At 39.9% G+C, this 19308-nt stretch carries 14 protein-coding genes; 12 read left to right on the forward strand and 2 right to left on the reverse strand.

The window, feature by feature from the left end:
* The first annotated feature begins 91 nt into the window (after window positions 1-91).
* Entirely contained in the window at window positions 92-1174 is a 1083-nt protein-coding gene (locus JKG61_RS02490; RefSeq protein WP_237249346.1) for a hypothetical protein, read from the forward strand.
* A 235-nt stretch (window positions 1175-1409) separates the two neighbouring features.
* On the opposite strand, the gene JKG61_RS02495 is transcribed toward JKG61_RS02490, so the two are convergent.
* Together JKG61_RS02495 and JKG61_RS02500 are read right to left on the reverse strand one after the other, a co-directional pair.
* Window positions 1410-2030 (reverse strand): response regulator, encoded by a 621-nt coding sequence (locus JKG61_RS02495; RefSeq protein WP_202101404.1) that lies wholly within the window; start codon window positions 2028-2030, stop codon window positions 1410-1412.
* A complete protein-coding gene (locus JKG61_RS02500; RefSeq protein ID WP_202101405.1) occupies window positions 2014-3960 on the reverse strand; it encodes a tetratricopeptide repeat-containing sensor histidine kinase in 1947 nt (648 codons plus the stop codon). Before JKG61_RS02500 ends, JKG61_RS02495 begins: the two co-directional genes overlap by 17 nt.
* A 184-nt stretch (window positions 3961-4144) precedes the next feature.
* On the opposite strand from JKG61_RS02500, the gene JKG61_RS02505 reads away from it, so the two are divergent.
* From JKG61_RS02505 to JKG61_RS02555, 11 genes are all read left to right on the forward strand, one after another.
* The gene (locus tag JKG61_RS02505; RefSeq protein WP_202101406.1) at window positions 4145-4888 is read left to right on the forward strand and encodes a carboxypeptidase-like regulatory domain-containing protein; all 744 of its coding nucleotides are present in this window, start codon (window positions 4145-4147) and stop codon (window positions 4886-4888) included.
* Between the two features lie 34 nt (window positions 4889-4922).
* Complete coding sequence (locus JKG61_RS02510; protein WP_202101407.1) at window positions 4923-5726, forward strand: hypothetical protein; 804 nt, start codon at window positions 4923-4925, stop codon at window positions 5724-5726.
* A gap of 55 nt (window positions 5727-5781) precedes the next feature.
* On the forward strand, window positions 5782-6321 hold the full coding sequence (locus JKG61_RS02515) for a hypothetical protein (protein WP_202101408.1): 540 nt from the start codon (window positions 5782-5784) through the stop codon (window positions 6319-6321).
* Between the two features lie 478 nt (window positions 6322-6799).
* Window positions 6800-7831: a LacI family DNA-binding transcriptional regulator gene (locus JKG61_RS02520; RefSeq protein ID WP_202101409.1), complete on the forward strand. Its 1032-nt coding sequence runs from the start codon at window positions 6800-6802 to the stop codon at window positions 7829-7831.
* A gap of 139 nt (window positions 7832-7970) precedes the next feature.
* Window positions 7971-8891, forward strand: coding sequence for a ribokinase (gene rbsK / locus JKG61_RS02525; RefSeq protein ID WP_202101410.1), 921 nt, complete (start codon window positions 7971-7973; stop codon window positions 8889-8891).
* A 20-nt stretch (window positions 8892-8911) separates the two neighbouring features.
* Window positions 8912-9919: a GRP family sugar transporter gene (locus JKG61_RS02530; RefSeq protein WP_202101411.1), complete on the forward strand. Its 1008-nt coding sequence runs from the start codon at window positions 8912-8914 to the stop codon at window positions 9917-9919.
* Window positions 9920-9944: 25 nt separating this feature from the next.
* Window positions 9945-10976: a nucleoside hydrolase gene (locus JKG61_RS02535; RefSeq protein ID WP_202101412.1), complete on the forward strand. Its 1032-nt coding sequence runs from the start codon at window positions 9945-9947 to the stop codon at window positions 10974-10976.
* A 115-nt stretch (window positions 10977-11091) separates the two neighbouring features.
* On the forward strand, window positions 11092-14379 hold the full coding sequence (locus tag JKG61_RS02540) for a SusC/RagA family TonB-linked outer membrane protein (protein ID WP_202101413.1): 3288 nt from the start codon (window positions 11092-11094) through the stop codon (window positions 14377-14379).
* Between the two features lie 10 nt (window positions 14380-14389).
* The gene (locus JKG61_RS02545; protein WP_202101414.1) at window positions 14390-16183 is read left to right on the forward strand and encodes a RagB/SusD family nutrient uptake outer membrane protein; all 1794 of its coding nucleotides are present in this window, start codon (window positions 14390-14392) and stop codon (window positions 16181-16183) included.
* A gap of 91 nt (window positions 16184-16274) precedes the next feature.
* The gene (locus JKG61_RS02550; protein ID WP_202101415.1) at window positions 16275-18050 is read left to right on the forward strand and encodes a BACON domain-containing protein; all 1776 of its coding nucleotides are present in this window, start codon (window positions 16275-16277) and stop codon (window positions 18048-18050) included.
* A gap of 3 nt (window positions 18051-18053) precedes the next feature.
* Window positions 18054-19220 carry a hypothetical protein gene (locus JKG61_RS02555; RefSeq protein ID WP_202101416.1) on the forward strand — a complete coding sequence of 389 codons (1167 nt, stop codon included), beginning with the start codon at window positions 18054-18056 and terminating at the stop codon, window positions 19218-19220.
* Window positions 19221-19308 lie beyond the last annotated feature (88 nt).

Here is a 19308-nt window from a genome sequence, read left to right on the forward strand (position 1 = left end):
AAGGCAATTTATCTAAGTTTGTAATATGAACAAATCAATTTTAATCTTATTATGCTGTGTAGCTAGTGTAAGTTCGCTATATAGCCAAAAAATGAACACTATCTGGCCCGATTCTATTGCTACCGGAAGTCAAGGGAAATTTCATGTACAGGGAGTGGCTGTAGACAGTACAAATAGCTGTGTCTACTTTTCGTTTACCAATAGCTTGATCAAAATGGATCTTTCGGGCAAGTTGATAGGTAGTGTGGTTGGATTTGCTGGACATTTGGGAGATCTTGATTTTAAAGACGGAAAGGTGTATGGTTCCCTGGAATATAAGAGTGATGGTATAGGAAAGGGGATAAGCAATGAATTAGGATTAGATATCTCGAAAGAGAATGGATTTTATATAGCCATTTTTGACGGTTCTAAGATTGTTCGTCCAGCTATGAATGCCGAGAAAGAGGATCTTTTAAAAACGGTGTATCTGGCCGAGCCGGTTATGGATTATGAAACTTCCGTTAAAGTAGGAGATGCGATTAAAGAGCACCGTTACGCTTGTTCGGGAATTGATGGTCTTACATTTGGACCTGCTTTTGGTACGAAAAAAGATAAAAAGGAATATCTCTATGTAGCCTACGGGATTTACGGTGATACGACTAGGGATGATAATGATCATCAGGTTATTTTACAATATGATATAGATAATTGGGATAGTTATGGTCAGATGCTGTTGCTGAATAAATTGCATCGTTCGGGACCTAAGAAACCTAAGGCAAAGTATTTTTTAAAGACTGGAAATACCACTTATGGTATTCAAAATCTGGCCTATGATGCTTATTCTGGAAATTTTTTTGCTGCAGTTTATAAAGGAAAGAAAGCGATCTACCCCAATTATGATCTGTTTGTGATCGATGGTAAGCGTAAGCCAACAAAAGAGATTATTAGCTCGGACAATAAACAGGAAAAAGTCGCTATGGTACATCTTGTCGAAGGAGATAATAAGGATACCGATTCAGGCATATCTGGATGGTATTTTCAATGGGGGGCAACCGGTTTATGTCCGATAGGAAATGGATTGTTTTACATCTCTCACAATAAGAAAACTAGCGATGGCGAACAGCAAAGTACTATCCACAAATACAAATGGGTCGGCGAAGTAAAGTCTCCTTTTAGAATGATAGAGAAGAAATAGATTCTGAGCAACTTCCATTGGATGCTAACAGAAATATTCAACTAGAGTTTGGGGAGATAAAATAGTTACAAGCCGTTCTGAACTTCTTTTTGTACGGCTTGTGTTTTTCTAAATCATATCGTAGTATTTCGATGTAATGCAGAGCATAAAACAAGAAATGCTAAGACAAGTCGCTAATAGGACGATCATATGCTTAGCCCCGAGCTATATCGGAAGGAAGAGAATTATTTCTGACTTAGATTAGTTTTTGCTCCATCGCGATTCGTACCAGTACTGCAGTATTCTTCGCACCTAGTTTTAGCAGAAGGTTTTTTCGGTAGCTTTTGATTGTTTCGGGGCTCAGAAAAATTCGGTCTGCGATTTCACCGTTGGTGAATCCCTCTGCAATCAGTTTCAACATCTCTCTTTCGCGTTGGCTGAGCCAGATGTGTGTTTCTTTGGGACGTTTCATCAAGAGATTGATCTCATGACAAAGGAAGGTGTTTCCATCTGCTACGGCTTGTATACCCGCTAATACTTCTTCAGCCATAGCGTTCTTAATGAGATATCCTGAGGCTCCATTGTCCAACATCTGCTTTACTATACTATATTCGTTGTGTGTGGTCAGTGCTAATATTTTTATTTGAGGATATTGCTGTTTTATTTCTTTACAGAAATCAAGACCACTACTATCCGGCAGCCCTATATCCAACAGTAAAACGTCGGGTTTCCAAAAGCCGAGCGAAATCCTGCATGTAGAAGCACTGTGTGCTATACCAATTACAGTGGCCATGCCAGATTCGTCGATAAGCCCCTGTAATCCCTCCGTGAGGATTTTATGATCATCTACAATCGCTACGCTAATCATGCTGTTCATTTTTTGTGAATTCAAGTTCTATGTGAACCTCGGTTCCCTGTTCTGAGGTATAAATATCCATTTTTCCCTGAAATGCGTCGACCCGTTGACGGATATTTTTTAACCCTATTCCATGGTTTACAACATCTGGATCGAATCCATGACCATTATCCTGTACCATAAAAGATATACGGTCCTCTTCTTGAAGTAACTGTACGTTGATCTGAGTTGCTTTGGCGTGTTTCAGTGCATTGTTGACCAGTTCGTGGATACAGCGGTACACCATTATTTCCACTTTTTCGGAAAGTCGGGTTTCATTACCGAAATAATGAAAACGCGTTAGAGGAATAGCTGTACAAAAATCGGAGAGTGAAACCCTCAATCCGTGTCGCAACAGGGATTCGGGCATCATATGATGTGCTACACGGCGTAGCTCCTGTATAGAATCGTCGAGCATACCCAGTGCTTTCTGAAACCGAGATACATCCATCGCTTCCAATAGGGCATCCCCTTCGATCTGCGGAAGATTAATCTTTACAGCAGATAACATACTGCCCAATCCATCATGCAGATCCCGAGCCAAACGTGTGCGCTCGGCCGCTTCACCATCTAAGGTGGCCTGGACTGCTACAAGTTGCTTTTCTTGTTCCAGACGGTGTGCTTCCTGTTCAGCGAGCTTTCTCCTGCTTACAGCCAGTCGATAGCGTACAAAGGCGAGGCCTAACGCGATGAGAAGAATTGTGCCTCCCGCTACACCGAGCGAGATATAGAGCTTCCGCTGTTTCTCTAACGCTTCTATTTTAAGTTCTTTTTTTTCCGTTTCGTATCTGACTTCTAGTCCAGACAACGAGTTTTGATAAGACGCATTAGCATGTTTATCAAGTACCTGGCGATAACTCTTTAAATATTGCTCTGTAAGTTTTGGCTGTCCCATGTAGGCATTTGCTTGGAGCAGATTAGCATAGGCGTTCATTGCCACGTTCGAGTCTGTAGAGTCGGTTTCTAGGCTCTCCAATGCGTATTTAGAAGAGCGGCCATAATCAGTCAAATAAAAGTAAGCATTGGATACATCGATCAAAGCATATGCAGTTAGATTCGGAAATCCGAGAGCCTTGGTTTTTTGTAATGCATGTTGAGCCATCGGAAGCGCTATTTGGGGCTCGCCGTAGAAGTAATGTATTCTAGCCAACATTTGCAGGGCAGAAGCCTCATTGAAGTCGTCATTCAGTTCTTTGCTGATTCGTAGGGCTATTTCTCCGTATCTGAGAGATTCTTCCTTTGTTTTATTCTGATGTAAAGCTATGTCACTTAATGATATATAGATATTGGCCAATGAGGCTTGATTATTTTCCTCTATAGCCAGTTTCTCTGCCTTTTTAAAATATACCAAAGCAGGTGTATAATTTTTTAGTATCTGGTAGATACCTCCTATGTTTGAATAAATACTACCAAGACTTTTAGTGTCATTCCGGCGTTCCATTAATTTGGCGGCATTTAAGTAACTTTCCAGAGACCTATCGTACCAACCCTGTACCTGATATATGGCGCCTTGGGTTACAGCGATGATCGCTTCAAATTTACTATCCTTGAGCTCGTGCGCGAGCGGCAGCGCTTTTTGGAGATACAGTTGGGCGGAATCATAACGGCCGCCTCTATAGTATCCGGCACCTATATTGGAAAAAAGTTTGAGCATTCCTTTCTTATCTCCACTTTTTTCCGCCAATGCCAACCCCAGTTTGCCATAGTTTACGGATTTATGAAAATCCAAATCCCTATAAGCTATCGTTAGCAAATTGTAAATATTTATCTGCTCTGCTATATCCTGTGCCTTTTTGAGTTCGCGCTCTAAGGAATCTACAGACTGCGTGTTACCATGGAGTGGTGAAAAGCAGCCTATACATACCAATAAAAAGCTGCATAAGGATCTTGTAAATATATCTTTTATTAGCATATGTGTTGATTTTCAGATTTATAATAAGCCAAAGATAGCTACAAACAAGGGTTATAAAAAACCCCCTTTAGGGGATAGCAGTGAACTTGAAGGTCGTGTAATTTTGACTTGTATAATTGATAACAGTAGCATAAGCTATAATCAACTTGGTTTGGACATAATTATAAACAATAAAATGAAAACGATGAGAACAATATTTTGGATATGCTTTATGATAGCTGTTTGTGGTGCCTGTGATCAAAGTAATGAGGGAGTGGAAACTAGAGCGTCGGATATGGGGTATGCCACGGGGAAAGTGACCGATAACAAGGGCAGACCTATTTCAGGTGCTAGAATAATATTGGACAACACGGTGTTTTATGCTTCTTATATACATGGGACTACAGATAAAGATGGCGCCTACCGTATAAAGTTACAACCTGGAGCTTGGCGTACTCTAGCCTATGTAGATCGCGTTTACAATGGACAGAAGTATAGTATGGAGCTTTTTCCTCATGTTACGGATGTATATGGCGATGAGGGGGCTGTCCGCGACTTTATATGGAAATTAGAAGGTGACATGCCTTGGGAAGCAGATGCCTATTATGGAGGTACAGTGGTGCTGACCACTGACTATGGATTCTACGAAGATGAAGAAAACATGGAGCTTACTTTTACACCTATAGGGCCATTGATTGATGGATCTGCTGGGCGTGTTCTTACGTTACACTACGGTGAGAAGAAATGGATACACCGCAGCGAACTCTGGGATATCCCTATAGGTAGGTACAGGTTGACGGCTGTACTAAAAAAGAATGGGAAATCTATTCCTTTGAGGATTGAAGATTGGTATAAGCGGAATGGCTTAGTTCGAGAATTTCAATTGGATTTTATTCCCAATCCTTCAAACGGAGTCAATAATTCGGCATCCATTGTAATTGGATATTAAACAAAATATTAAGAACATGTATAATTATAAAACAATGAAAACAACAACATTTAAGATGTTATGGCTATGCTTTATAGCAATAGCCTTGGTCGCTTGTTCAAAAAAAGAGGACTGTGATCCCGAAGATGAAAATAGTCTGTGTTACGCAGGATTACCAGCAGGAAGTAACCTGTTATTGCTCGAAGAGAAAGCGAATGGCCGTACGGAAATGAGGTTTGAGTACAATGATCAAAATAATGTTGTCGTACGGTATGTGCATGGGGTAGACGGAAGTATGACAATAGAAAATTTTACTTATAACGGAGATAAGTTGACGAAAGTAGAGCGGAGATCGGATGGCCGACTTGTCATGAGTGAAGAATATTTTTATAATGTAGGAAATAGACCTAGCACAGGCCTCCAAAAGAACAATAAAGGAGAGATCGAGAATAATATTGTTTATAACTATTTGGGGGATCGCGTAACCGAAACATTTTTTAATAGGGAGGGTGAGCAGGTCGGGGTGAATACCTATATATTCGACAGTACAGGTAAGAATATTATTAAGCAGGTATCCAACATTCATAATATGAATCTTTTTACTCTTGAGTACGCCGATTACGATGATAAGCCATGTCGTTATACAAACTATCCTTGGGCATGGAAGGTTGGGTCGGTGAATAACGCGCAGTTCTACTCATTAACTACAAATGGAGTGGGAGATGCAAATTCAACTAAAAATGATGTATGGAAATATACCTACAATAATGCTGGATATCCTACGAAGGCCGAGGTATATGAAAAAGGATCCGGTACATTGCTAGAAACGCGGACATTTACTTACAAAAGAGCGAATTGATTCTTGTAGATAAAATAAAATGAATAACTGTCATTAAACGTCAAATCATAACAAAATGAAAAGAACAATCTTTATTCTTTGGGCAATCTGTATTGCTACTTGGGCACAGGCGCAGTCCTTTCAAAAAGAAACTATAGCTATCAATGCCGGGATTGGGTTGGGAACAGCCTTGGGTGGATTAGGCAAAGCCCGCCCTGCCATCAGCGCTTCCGTAGATTACGGCGTCTGGGATATTGGTGGACCTGGAGTCATTAGCCTAGGGGGCTATGTAGGCAATACGGGATATAGATATTCGAGTGGAGCCTACACCGCAAAATGGAATTATGTAGTTATCGGAGCAAGGGGTGCGTATCATTATCGGGGTTTTACGTCTGTTCCCAAATTGGATGCGTATGGCGGAGCTATGCTCGGTTATAATATGGTCAGATACTCTTCTGATGGTGAAGATATCGCTCTAGCGGATAGTTACGGTAGCGGGATAGGCTTGTCAGGTTTTCTTGGCGGTAGATGGTTTTTTACACCGAAAACCGGAGCTTATGCAGAGTTGGGATACGGTGTTTCAGTACTCAATGTCGGTATTACGTTCAGATTCTGATCACACCGCTCTATTTTGTAAATGTTTAATGAAACTTAGAATTGCAATCTGTTTATATAGAAAGAAGTCCATGTAAACTATCTCGCTGTTTTAAGACGACTCTCTATATCTCAAAAAATTTCATGTGCTAAAACCCGCTGGTAACCGAAGTGGATTTTAGCACATTCGTTTTTTACATGTTTTTGCCATTATTACTAATTTTAGTGCATGAATGATTTGAGTATAACGCCCTCAGATTATTCCAAATTTGAAATAGATAAGTTCTTTTAACCTAGTAATATAATTCTTCGTTTCTTCTGAACAAGATTTTTTTCTCCGAGCTACGGCTACTATCGATCTCTGCGGGTAAGACTTAGTTTTGCCTATCGATTCATCAAAGGAACATTATTGAATTATGAAATTTTAAAGTATTCTACTATACTTGTATGAAAACTGCATAACGCTGAACGGCCAGCAATAAGTTTAAAATCTGGAACAAATGGATGGACATGTAACTATTAAGACGATTGCGAAGAATACCAATTTTTCTTTGACAACTGTGTCACGGGTTTTGAATGGAACTTCGGAAAAGCATAGGATATCCAAGACCACGCAAAAGATCATTTTAGAAGAGGCTAAGAAGTTAGGCTATATTCCGAATATGGCTGCAAAAACCCTGCGTTCTAATCGAAGTCATACCGTTGGATTAATCGTGCCCTCATTGAGTAATCCATTTTTCTCCATCGTAGCCAGTACGGTTAGCAAAATGCTTCACAATCAAGGTTATGTGGTTTTGATGAGTGATAGTGATAATAATGAAAAAGAGGAACGAAAGATGTTGCAGGCACTTCAGGCCCAAAATTTAGTAGGATTGATAGCGATTCCTTTGGGAAAGCGTCAAAATTATGAATTACTGAACCAAAGTACTATTCCTACAGTTTTTATTGATCGTTTCTTTTCGGATTTTAGTTTTTATTCTGTTTCTACAGACCATTATAAATCTTCGTTTCAGTTGGTAGAACATCTGATCGAGATGGGACATAGAAAGATCGCCTGTATACAGGGCGATGAACATGTTGTATCTAATACTTACCGTGTTGATGGATATAGAGAGGCTTTGAAGGTGCACGGTCTTACTTATCAATACCTAGGGGGGGTGAGCTTTACCGAAGAAGAAGGGTATCTGGAGACAAAATTGCTGTTGCAGAAAAAAGACAGACCTACGGCTATTCTTGCGCTAAGTGATACGATTCTTTTAGGTGTGCTAAAAGCGCTTAAAGAGGCAAAGATCTCGGTACCGGAAGAGGTTTCTGTAGTTTCCTTTGACAACTCTAGTTATCTTGATTTTTTGGAGGTGCCTGTGACCTCCATTGCCCAGCCAATAACACAGATTGCTCAGCTTGCTGTAAGACTCCTGTTAGAGCAAATAGACGATAGGGGTTTGTCTTACCGTGAAGAATCAGAGCGAATAATATTACTTGATTCTACACTTATATTTCGTTCCTCAGTTGCTGATTTGCGCAATCGTTAATCCTTTATTGTTTCTTTTTTTTAACACATATTGTTGATTTTTCAAATTTTATTTGGATGTTAGGATTTTTTTTGTCTAACTTGCATTAACGTTGTCGCTAAAAGAACAACGAGCCAATGTGAATTTTATAAATCTTATTATGCTAATCAAAAAGAGAATCGTTGTTGTCGGTAGTACGAATACAGATATGGTTGTAAAGACAGAGCGCTTTCCACATCCAGGAGAAACAGTATTAGGGGGCGAGTTTTTTATGAATTTAGGAGGCAAGGGAGCAAATCAGGCTGTAGCAGCCGCGCGTTTAGGTGCGGAGGTGCAGTTTATTACAAAGGTAGGTGATGATTTATTTGGGCAGGATGCGATTAAGCAATTACGAAATGAAAATATAGATGCCTCGGCCATTGCCATTGATCGTAAAAGGAGTTCAGGAGTAGCTCTGATCACTGTCGATAAGAATGGTGAGAACAACATCGTGGTAGCGTCCGGGGCAAATGCAGCATTAAATTTCGAGGATAATATGGTGTTGGAAAAAACAATTACTGCAGACACCATCGTTTTGGTTCAATTGGAGATTCCTCTTGCTACCATTGAGCAGGTGTGTGGGTTTGCCAAAAAAAGAGGAGCTACCGTGGTATTAAATCCTGCTCCCGCAACCACATTATCAGCAGGTATTATGCAAGCTGTAGATATAATTACACCAAATCAACAAGAAGCGGAAATGCTCTCAGGCATAGCGGTCATAGACGAGAAGACAGCAAAACTTGCGGCTATAAAAATTAGTAGTCTAGGGCCAAAGGCTGTACTGATCACTATGGGATCAAAAGGTGCATATTTATACGAAAACGGTGATGCTAAATTTATGGAGGCCTATAAGGTTGTAGCAGTAGATACGACGGCAGCTGGAGATGTCTTTAATGGCGCTTTGGTCGTTGGACTGTCTAGAGGAGAGTCCGTTTCTGAAGCGATGGATCTGGCCTGTAAGTCTGCAGCATTAGCCGTAACACGTATTGGCGCACAGGCATCTGCGCCGACACTTTCCGAGGTAGAGTTGTTCTTTAATTAACCATATATAAAATAAAAATTATGTTTATTGTAAAAGATTATGGAGTAGCGGTATTGCTTTGTATCATCACAATGTTATGCTGGGGATCTTGGGGTAATACGCAGAAGATGGCGTCCAAAAACTGGCGCTTTGAACTCTTTTATTGGGATTATGTGCTAGGAATGGTACTATTGTCGTTGCTTTCTGCTTTGACTTTAGGAAGTATGGGGAGCGAAGGGCGTTCGTTTGTTGAGGATTTAAAACAAGCTGATGGTACGAATATAATGTCAGCCTTAGTCGGTGGTGTGGTTTTTAACGCCGGTAATATTCTACTGTCGGCATCCATTGCGATAGCTGGAATGTCTGTCGCTTTTCCGGTTGGTGTAGGCATTGCATTGGTGTTAGGCGTAGTTATCAACTACATGGCTTCACAGAATGGAAATCCGCTGTTTCTTTTTTTCGGTGTAGGGTTGGTTGTATTAGCTATTATCTTAAATGCGTTGGCTTATCGTGCAAAGAAATCGGAAGGAGATATTAGCAGCGCAACTAAAGGATTGTGGCTAGCTATAGCAGCCGGTGTTCTTATGGCATTTTTCTATCGTTTTATAGCCGCTTCCATGGATCTAGAGAATTTTGTAAGTCCTGAAATTGGGAAAATGACGCCTTACACCGCCTTTTTCGTTTTTTCCATAGGTGTATTGTTAAGTAATTTTCTGTTTAACTCAATACTGATAAAAAGGCCGTTTGTTGGAACTCCGACAAGCTATAAGGCCTATTTCGCTGGCTCGTTGCGCAATCATATGACTGGAATATTAGGTGGTGCTATTTGGGGTGTAGGAAATGCATTAAATCTTATTGCAGCAGGAAAGGCTGGCGCTGCGATCTCTTATGGTCTTGGTCAAGGAGCCACTCTGGTGGCTGCTTTGTGGGGTGTATTTATATGGAAAGAGTTTAAAGATGCTCAACCAGGAGTCAATGGAAAGCTAATGCTGATGTTCCTGTTTTTTATTCTTGGAATAGCCAGTATCATATGGGCAGGAATGAATTAAAAGTAATCTACAAAATATAACTATTATGAGAACTCTATTTTTTACTATGCTATTGTTGTGTGTGCAGTTTCAGTCTGCGGTCAGCAATCCGCATCCATTTTATATGGGAGAGCCTATTTCTGTGATTTTTGATACAGATATGGGTAATGATATTGACGATGCGATGGCGTTGGATATGTTGTATAAGTATATGGACAAAAGAAAAGTGAATCTGCTGGCCATTATGAATAATAAACAGTCGGACTACTCAACGCGGTTTATTGATATGATGTCGACTTGGTATGGTTATCCTAAAATACCGATCGGTAGAATTCAAAACGGCGTGTTTATAAATGATTATGTGGATTATAGCAAGAATATGGTGGACTATAATGGAGATAAAAAGATATACCGTAGTTCGGTAAAGAATTATGATAAGCTATTGGAATCGCATGAGTTATACCGCAAGGTATTGGCTAAGCAGAAAGACAGTTCAGTAGTCATCATATCCGTTGGGTTTTCTACCAATTTAAAGCGTTTATTAGAATCTGGTCCAGACCGGTATTCTTCATTGTCGGGAAAAGAACTGGTGGCCAAAAAAGTTAAATATATTTCGATCATGGCGGGATCGTTTGGAGAACAGAAACGTGCAGAATTTAATGTGATAAATGATCGGCCGGCTGCACAATATGTAACAGCACATTGGCCAACAGGCATTGTATTGTCTCCTTTTGAAGTTGGAAAAAGCGTTGTGTATCCTAGTGCAACCATATCGACTGATTTTAACTGGACAGCCAACCATCCCTTAGTTGATGCCTATAAGCGTTATAGACCATTTCCATATGATAGACCCACTTGGGATCTGACTTCTGTGTATTATCCAGTTGAGCAAAGGGATAATTTGCTTGATGTTTCAAAACCCGGAGTGTTAACTGTAGATGACAAGGGCTTTACACATTTTGAAGAAAGGGGAAATGGTAAACACTATGTATTGTCAGTGTCTAGTGATAATGCAAAGCGTCTGAAAGATTATTTCGTTAATCTAATAAAGGAAAAGCCTAAGAAGTATAGTAAGTAGTAGAAGTATTACTCAAAATTAATTTAGAAATTAAGAAGTACGCCGAGATTGCAACACAGCTATCTATCCAGTCCGTCAACTGGCGCTTGACCATTAAAGAAAAAATAATACACATATGAAATTTATTAAGCCACTAATTTGGACTAGTGTCTTCGGATGCCTCATGCCCAAAATCTCGTCTGCAGTTCCTATAAATAATTCATATATGGAGCAGCAATTGAGGACTATTTCGGGTAAAATAACAGATCGGGAGAATAAGCCTGTTACTAATGTAACCATATCGGAAATCGGAGGAACAGCAGTCACTCAAACCGATATAAAAGGTGAATTCACATTAAAGCTGAGCAGCAACGCGAAGTACATTCGTGTGCACGGGCTTGGAATTGAAGAGCAACAGATCGTATTGACAGCTAGTGCATTTTATGAAATTAGAACAACTGGAAGCGTAAATTCCTTAGACGAAGTTGTGGTGGTTGGTTATGGAACGCAATTGAGAAAAAATATTGTTGGCGCTGTTTCGAATTTATCTGGTGAAGCACTAGAGAATAGACCTAACGCCTACTTGACGCGCTCTTTGCAAGGACAAGTACCAGGGGTAAATATTACAATGGTAGACGGGAAGCCGAGTAGGAGCGCTACGATTAATATCCGGGGCAATACCCAGTCAATCGGTGCTGGAGGATCAGCATTAACTTTGGTCGATGGGGTCGAGTCTGATCTTACAGCAATTAATCCTGAAGATGTTGAGAGTGTATCGGTGCTTAAAGACGCTTCTTCTACAGCTGTTTACGGTGCTAGGGGGGCTTTTGGCGTAGTATTGGTGACCACTAAAGGTGCTAAGCGGGATAGAATAAGTGTTAACTATAGTCCTAGTTTTAGTATTTTCTCTCAAACGGTAAAGCCAAAGTTCGAGACCAATCCAGAGGTATGGTACGACAATTATAAATTAGCCCATGTTTCTTATGCACATCGATTGCCGACGGGAATTAATAACTTTTTTCCGTGGTCTCAAGCATGGGAGGATGAATTTAAAAAACGTATAAATGATCCTGATAATGGTTATTTGGATTGGGACGTGAATAGTAATGGTGTGTACCAATACTATGGTTCTACAAATTGGTATGAAGAGTTTTACAAGGACTATACTTATGGACAGCAACATAACTTAAATGTCTCTGGAGGATCGAAAGTAGCTGACTTTGTAGTTTCATCACGCTATTTTGAGCAACAGGGAATCTATAAAATTGGCGATGAAAAGTTTGGACAGATGAACCTTCGTGCAAAAGGAGGAGTTAATATCACAAATCGGATCAGGCTTGAAAACAATACCGATTTTATTAGGAGAAATTATCATCAACCCAATGGCAATCCAAATGATTTAACTATACCTCGTTTGATAGAGCACCAGGGGTTTCCAGTGACCAAAATTCGCAATCCAGATGGATCATGGACTGCTGCTGCTGTATACACTGGATATGCACCCATGGCCGAGGGGAATAATTATAGAGATAATTTTAAGTTTGATTTAAAAAATAGTACTTTTTTATCCATTAACTTAATTGATAAAGTGCTTGATTTTAAGGCTGATTACTCTTACCTGTATAACCATTCGAAGCGTATAGATGTGGTGAATTCTATTGGTCATTCCAATATTTCGGGGGTCAATTTAATGTATCCACTTGTTAGCTCACTGGATCAACGAGAATATGAAACCGAGTATCAAGTCGCTAATGCTTCGATCAATTTTACGCCTAAGCTTTCCGAAAAGCATTACTTGAACTTTCTGGCAGGATGGAACGTAGAGGATAAAAAATACTATTCGACACAGCTGGCCAGAGATGGTTTTTTAAAAGCCGATAAACCGAACTTCTCTCTAATGGATGGTATTAATCTTACACTTCAAGATTTGGGGAGTTACTCTTGGGGTTTTAATGGAATCTTTTACAGAGCTAGTTATAATTATGAGGGTAAATATTTGTTAGAGGCGAGTGGTCGTTACGATGGAAGTTCAAAGTTTCCAGTCAATCAACAGTGGGGTTTTTTTCCTTCTGCATCTTTAGGATGGAGGATGTCTGAAGAAGCTTTTTTGAAAGAGGTCAATTGGATTGATAATTTAAAATGGAGGTTTTCCATAGGTTCCGCTGGCAATGGTAATGTAGCACCTTATCTCTACATGGCTATGATGAATATCAGCAAATCCACTGGAGTATTAACCAACGGTACCAAGGAAGCAAATACAGCTTCTCCAGCCCCTATTCCTGCATCATTGACTTGGGAAAAGGCTACCACAAAAGATCTAGGACTTGATGTTGATTTGTTTGGAGGTCGGTTGAATTTTGTTGGAGACCTATATGAAAAGAAAACCACCGATATGTTTGTTGTAGGAGCAGAAATACCTGCTGTAGCCGGTTATTCAGCACCTAAAGGTAACAATGCAGATATGGTGACAAAGGGGTTTGAGGTTTCGTTGGGCTATAAGGGACAGTTTAAATTAAAGGATGATGATTTTAGCTATAATCTAAGGTTTTCGTTGTGGGATAGTAAATCGAAAATTACGAAGTATACCAGCAAGACCAATACTTTACCCAGCTTGTATTCAACAGCATATTATGAAGGGATGACTTTAGGTGAAATCTGGGGATACACTGTAGATGGCCTTTTTGCAACGGATGAGGAAGCGCAAGACTGGGGAGTATCGGCTCAATCGAAGACTTTTTGGAGTGGGGATAATGTGAGCTGGAATGCAGGAGATCTAAGGTTTGCCGATTTGGATGGAAATGGCATAGTGGACAATGGTAATAATACGCTAAGTAATCATGGTGATTTAAGAATCATAGGTAACTCAGAGCCGCGTTATCATTTTGGCTTTAATGTGGGGGGGAGTTATAGGGGGATCGGTATATCTGCATTCTTTCAAGGGATTATGAAAAGAGATTGGTATCCAGCCGGAGAGTCAGGCTTTTTTTGGGGGCAATATAACCGTACATATGGATACAGCCTTCCTTGGCAAAATGCAGAGCGATGGACGGAAGAGAATCCTGATCCAAATGCCTATTGGCCTCGCTTGAGAGGTTCATTGGCAGCTTCAGGACGTGGTACATTGCGCGCTGCAAACGATAGATATCTTCAGGATGCCAGTTATACAAGATTGAAAAATCTAACTATAGATTATAATTTTTCTAACACATTAACTAAGAAAATGCGCGTACAATCATTGCGTGTATATTGTTCGGCAGAGAATTTATTTTTCTGGTCCCCTTTAAAGAAGCATGCTAAAAATTATGACCCAGAACAGATTACTGCCGGTGATGCAGATTATAATGCTAGAACAGGTACCGATGGAGAGGGATATGGATATCCGCAGACAAAGAGTATTTCCCTCGGTATAAATGTTTCATTTTAAAAACATGAATATGAAAACGAGAAATTATATTTCACTATTTATAGCACTTGTAGCTTTGAATTCTTGTAAAGGACTATTGGATCATGAGCCTATACGGTCCATCTCCGCTGACGAGTTTTTTGATTCAGAGAATGCTTTAAAAACATATGCAAATGGTTTTTTAGTTCGGAATCTACCGTCAGTAGAGTCTCTAACGAGGGGAGATCAGTTTAGCGATATTGTGGTGACAACGCAGACCGAGGCATTTTTACGACCTGGGTTTAATGCCTTGACCACAAACAACTGGACGACGGGAAATTGGTCGCAACTGTATAACATCAACTACTATTTAAACAATATTCATAAAGCTAAAGACAAAGTGTCTGAGCCTATCATAAAGCACTATGAAGGAGTAGGGAGGTTTTGGAGAGCGTGGTTCTATTGGGATAAAGTTAAGTTATTTGGTGATGTCCCTTGGTATGATAAGACGATTTCATCTGACGATGACACTGAACTTTACAAGAGTAGAGATAAGCGGGATTTTGTCATGGATAAAGTGCTAGAAGACTTAGACTTTGCAATCAATAATTGTACTGCAGAGAGCAAATATGTAAATAAAAATGTTATTAATAGATATGTTGCGCTCGCACTAAAATCTAGAATTTGTTTGTTCGAAGGTACTTTTAGAAAATACCACGGCATGGCAGACTACACTAGTTGGTTGAAAGCAAGTCTTGAGGCCAGCGAACAATTGATGAGTAATAGTCCGTATAGCTTGGTCAATGTAGTAGGAGAGGAAGAAAGGAACTATGGGAAGTTGTTTAAAAGCTTGTCGCCGCAGTATCAGGAGGTGATTCTATCAAATGAGATGAATCTTGAAGAATCCCGTGTACATGATGCCTCATGGTTTTTTGCTTCAGGTACCGCAGGACAGCGTAACTCTGTAACTAAAGATTTCGTAAATATGTATCTTAATTTGGACGGATCTCGCTACACTGACCAACCTAATTACAATAAAAAGGTGTTTTATGAAGAATTCAAAAATAGAGACTACCGACTAAAGCAATCTGTTATTACGCCTGACTACAGAAAGATAGTGGCGGGAAAAGAGACCAACGAGTTTGCTAAAGTATTTCCAGGGCTGGGTGCACAGTTGACGTACTACCGTATTGTAAAATGGAATATGGATGACGATGCTTATGAGAGCAATACCAGCAGTCTCAATTCTCTAAGTGTATTTCGTTTTGGAGAAGTATTGTTGAATTACGCTGAGGCTAAAGCCGAGCTCGGAGAAATGACAGGTGCTGAATGGAATAAGAGTATCAGGCTGCTCCGCGAAAGGTCGGGTGTCAATGGAAAAGAACCAGTTGACGCAGATCCGTTTTTGAAGAAATATTATGAGGGCGTGTCTGATAAGTGGGTTTTGGAAGTGCGTAGAGAGCGAGCTATAGAAATGTTGCTAGAGGATGTAAGGAGGGACGATCTAATACGATGGAAGATGGGGCATAAGCTTGTTGTGGATATGGCCGGTATTTATATTCCGGAATTAGGTAAGCCTTTTGATATGAATGGCGATGGGATAAATGATATTTGTTTCTATTCAACAACTTCACCCCGACCCGCCGCAACCGAAAGTACCGTTACATATGTGCAGATCACTGCTCGTGTAGGAGATGCTGCTACAACTTTCGGTATAAATGAGGACAATTGCTTGGTATACAGGTTGGAAAGGATATGGAATGACAAAATGTACCTTTACCCGATTCCTCAGGCAGCGCTGAATGTGAATCCAGAATTGGGACAAAATCCAGGATGGGAAAATTAACTGTAAATGATGTTGATGCGAAATACGCATGTTTAGTAAGTATAGGAATGTATCAGTATCAAGTTAATCATAGATAAAAAGTTGTACACGTATGAAAAATATAAAGAATAAAATAGGTTCCATTCTTTGCTGGATTGCTCTATTCGGATCAGTATCTTGCTCCAAGGATAGCTTGAGAGACGTATTTAAGCGACAGACAGATCAGATGTCTTTTGATTACATTAGTGAGTCTAAGGTAATGAATATAGCTTCCAGTGAAAAGTGGACAGTGGTTTCTTCCAATGAATGGATTAAAGTAACGCCCACTGCAGGGGAAGGCGGACAGCAAGAAAAAACAATAGAATTAACCGTTTTGCATAATCGAGGAGATCAGCGAAGTGGAGTGGTTACAATTTCTAATAGTAAAAAGAGTTATGATGTGAGTATCGTTCAGTCTCAAGGAAACTTAACTTTGGATAAGGCTTTTGTAGCATCCAGTTTTACGGTTAATCAAGATATAACTGGGGCAAAAGTGACTATCCCCTATTTGAAAGGCTCTGACGACGACTTTGTCAACGTTACGGCTACCCTCCAGGGACCTGGGGCAAGTGGAATAAGTATTGAGAATTTAGAGGATTATAAATTACAAGTTGGTGATGGATTTATACCGCTTGAGTTGTCTGGTGTAACAAAGGCTACAGGCGAAATACAGATTGATTTAGATGTAAGTATCCCCAGTAGAAATCTGACACAGAAATTCATTGTCAAGTCTAGGGTGAAGGTGGAGGGTGGTGTAGATCCACTAGAGAGTCCTACCGTGGAAGTTATAAAATTGCTTCCCAGACTAGCAGTTTTAGATTGGGGAAAGTATGTAAAAGGTTCTGGTATATCACGAAAGTTTGAACTTGAACTTGCTGCAACACAATATGGGGCGCCGATACGTCGATACGCTAGTCAGAGCGATTGGTTAAGTTCAACTAGTATAGGGACAGGAAGTTACTTTTTTGATCATAACAGGTTTGTATTTGGAGATTTGAAGCCGCAGACCACCTATTGGTTTAGGCTGGTACATAAGACAATCAATAGTACAAATGTTGATTCAGATATAACCTATTACATGTTTACTACGCCAGCAGAGGAAGTAAGGGGAGCCAATGTAATACTTTACAAAGATTTCGATGATTTTTGGTTCGGAGGAGGTGTTATCTATCAGGCATTTGGTGTTCAACCTACAGAGGCGCAGATAAGAGCGGCTTTGGATCCACGCACTGATATAGCAAAATCCACCGATTTTCGAACCATGTCTTGGAATAATAATCTAGGAAGTACATTCAGTGGGAATTTAGGTCCAAATAATGCACCGCTTTTGTATGAAGCTTATTGGGACGGGGCCAATTACGGGAGTAATTTTTCGAGTAGCAATTATGGAGGATGGTATGGAGAAAATGCTTTTCCTGCGACAGGAGCTATGCGTATGGGGGCAGCTACGAGTCCGGGATATCTGACGACACCTAAATTGACTGCATTGAAAGCTAGTTCTGATATTATGGTCACTATAAATTCTGCTCCTTATTTTGAGCCTTATCATAGTTGGGGAGAGGATGGATTACGCCATTACATCATTATAGAAGGAGATGGTGTGATTGTTGATGGTGGAGCAACAATGAGAGTGAAAGAAAGTGATCAAAAGGTCGTAGTAGAATGTACATCAAATGTCAATCCGATCAATAACGGACCGTTGTATACAACCACAAAAACAACAACACACAAGATTAAGGTGACCGGAGCGACTACAAATACTAGGATCCGAATCAGTTCTTTGCCATATAATGCTAGTGCCGCTAGAGTAAGATTTTGGTTGGATGATATTAAAGTTGAAAAATTATAAGTTATGAATAGAAAAGTATATTTAGGGTTGGTATTAGTGCCCTTATTAGTTTTTTGTAGCAAAGAGAAGGAGCCGGTAAGAGATGTCGGCGGGGGGCAGGCTTCAGATTTGAAATCTACAACCGGCATATCGGAGTTTAAGGCAGATATAAATTTATACAGTATCAATACTTACTTGCTGTCGAACAATGCTATGCAAGGATTCAATTTTGACTCAGATGGGTCAATTTGGTATACACAGTCTGCCGATGGGGGGCTTAAGCATCAAATAAACCTAGTTAAAAGTCCGGTTAATAAGGGACCAGACGTGTTGACATCCAATATGGATGTTATGAAGCTGCACTATTTTGGGCATGGTACGAACACAGCAATTGAAGAGGTCGGTGAGGATCGATATTTATGGGTTGGAGCATATGCGTCGGCAAGAGCGGATGGCACCTATTGGGGCGATCGAGTAATAGGTAGGGTTAAATATGTTAAAAATAGAACCGTCAAAACCAACGAGTGTGATGAGTATTATTATATGGGTACGAGTTACGACGAACTTCATCCTTCTATAGATGCAGAAAATGATTTGCTAACTATCAACTATAACGATCCTACAAATTCCAGTTTTAGGTGTTTTGTGATTTATAAATTAAGTGAAGCCAAAAAGGCTGCAATGATTAACGCGAATATTTCATGTACGAATGGATTTGAAGTCAATAATCCTAATTCATTAGTCAATAAGACATATACGGTCTATTGTCGGGATCTAACTACGTTAACCCCTGTAGCAAATGTTAAGTTTAGAAAAACAGGATACGGTGCAGCTGGAGCTAAATATTACGATTGGCAGGGATATGATGTACACAAGGATAAGCTTTATTATTTCGAGGGACAATCAAATTACAATCTGAATGGTTCTACAAACTGGTCTGGCGAATCGCAGTCTTTTGTTACGGTTTTTGATTTTAAAGGAAAGGTTGTTGAAGAGCGGACACGTGTTGATTTTGTAGCTAACCGTGACGTACTATCGCAAATAGGCGTCACTCAACTAGGAGCAATGGAAGCTGAAGGAATAAAAGTTTACAAGGGAAATCTTTACCTAGGATACACATCAAGGGGTATAACGCAGGAAGACACAAAGCACTATCAGAATATTTTTAAATTTAACACGTCTAATAAGTAAATCAAAAGGGGCAAAATCTCTAATAAACAATTTTGCCCCTTTTGTTAATGCAATGTTCGACTTTTTACAGTCAAACGAAGTTTTAACT

This window comes from Sphingobacterium faecale, assembly GCF_016746095.1.
Lineage (GTDB): Bacteria > Bacteroidota > Bacteroidia > Sphingobacteriales > Sphingobacteriaceae > Sphingobacterium > Sphingobacterium faecale.

Excerpts from the sequence above, each read along its gene's own strand:
- JKG61_RS02490 (WP_237249346.1), top strand. The coding sequence starts at position 92 with ATGAACACTATCTGGCCCGATTCTATTGCTACCGGAAGTCAAGGGAAA.
- JKG61_RS02495 (WP_202101404.1), bottom strand. The coding sequence starts at position 2,030 with ATGAACAGCATGATTAGCGTAGCGATTGTAGATGATCATAAAATCCTC.
- JKG61_RS02500 (WP_202101405.1), bottom strand. The coding sequence starts at position 3,960 with ATGCTAATAAAAGATATATTTACAAGATCCTTATGCAGCTTTTTATTG.
- JKG61_RS02505 (WP_202101406.1), top strand. The coding sequence starts at position 4,145 with ATGAGAACAATATTTTGGATATGCTTTATGATAGCTGTTTGTGGTGCC.
- JKG61_RS02510 (WP_202101407.1), top strand. The coding sequence starts at position 4,923 with ATGAAAACAACAACATTTAAGATGTTATGGCTATGCTTTATAGCAATA.
- JKG61_RS02515 (WP_202101408.1), top strand. The coding sequence starts at position 5,782 with ATGAAAAGAACAATCTTTATTCTTTGGGCAATCTGTATTGCTACTTGG.
- JKG61_RS02520 (WP_202101409.1), top strand. The coding sequence starts at position 6,800 with ATGGATGGACATGTAACTATTAAGACGATTGCGAAGAATACCAATTTT.
- rbsK (WP_202101410.1), top strand. The coding sequence starts at position 7,971 with ATGCTAATCAAAAAGAGAATCGTTGTTGTCGGTAGTACGAATACAGAT.
- JKG61_RS02530 (WP_202101411.1), top strand. The coding sequence starts at position 8,912 with ATGTTTATTGTAAAAGATTATGGAGTAGCGGTATTGCTTTGTATCATC.
- JKG61_RS02535 (WP_202101412.1), top strand. The coding sequence starts at position 9,945 with ATGAGAACTCTATTTTTTACTATGCTATTGTTGTGTGTGCAGTTTCAG.
- JKG61_RS02540 (WP_202101413.1), top strand. The coding sequence starts at position 11,092 with ATGAAATTTATTAAGCCACTAATTTGGACTAGTGTCTTCGGATGCCTC.
- JKG61_RS02545 (WP_202101414.1), top strand. The coding sequence starts at position 14,390 with ATGAAAACGAGAAATTATATTTCACTATTTATAGCACTTGTAGCTTTG.
- JKG61_RS02550 (WP_202101415.1), top strand. The coding sequence starts at position 16,275 with ATGAAAAATATAAAGAATAAAATAGGTTCCATTCTTTGCTGGATTGCT.
- JKG61_RS02555 (WP_202101416.1), top strand. The coding sequence starts at position 18,054 with ATGAATAGAAAAGTATATTTAGGGTTGGTATTAGTGCCCTTATTAGTT.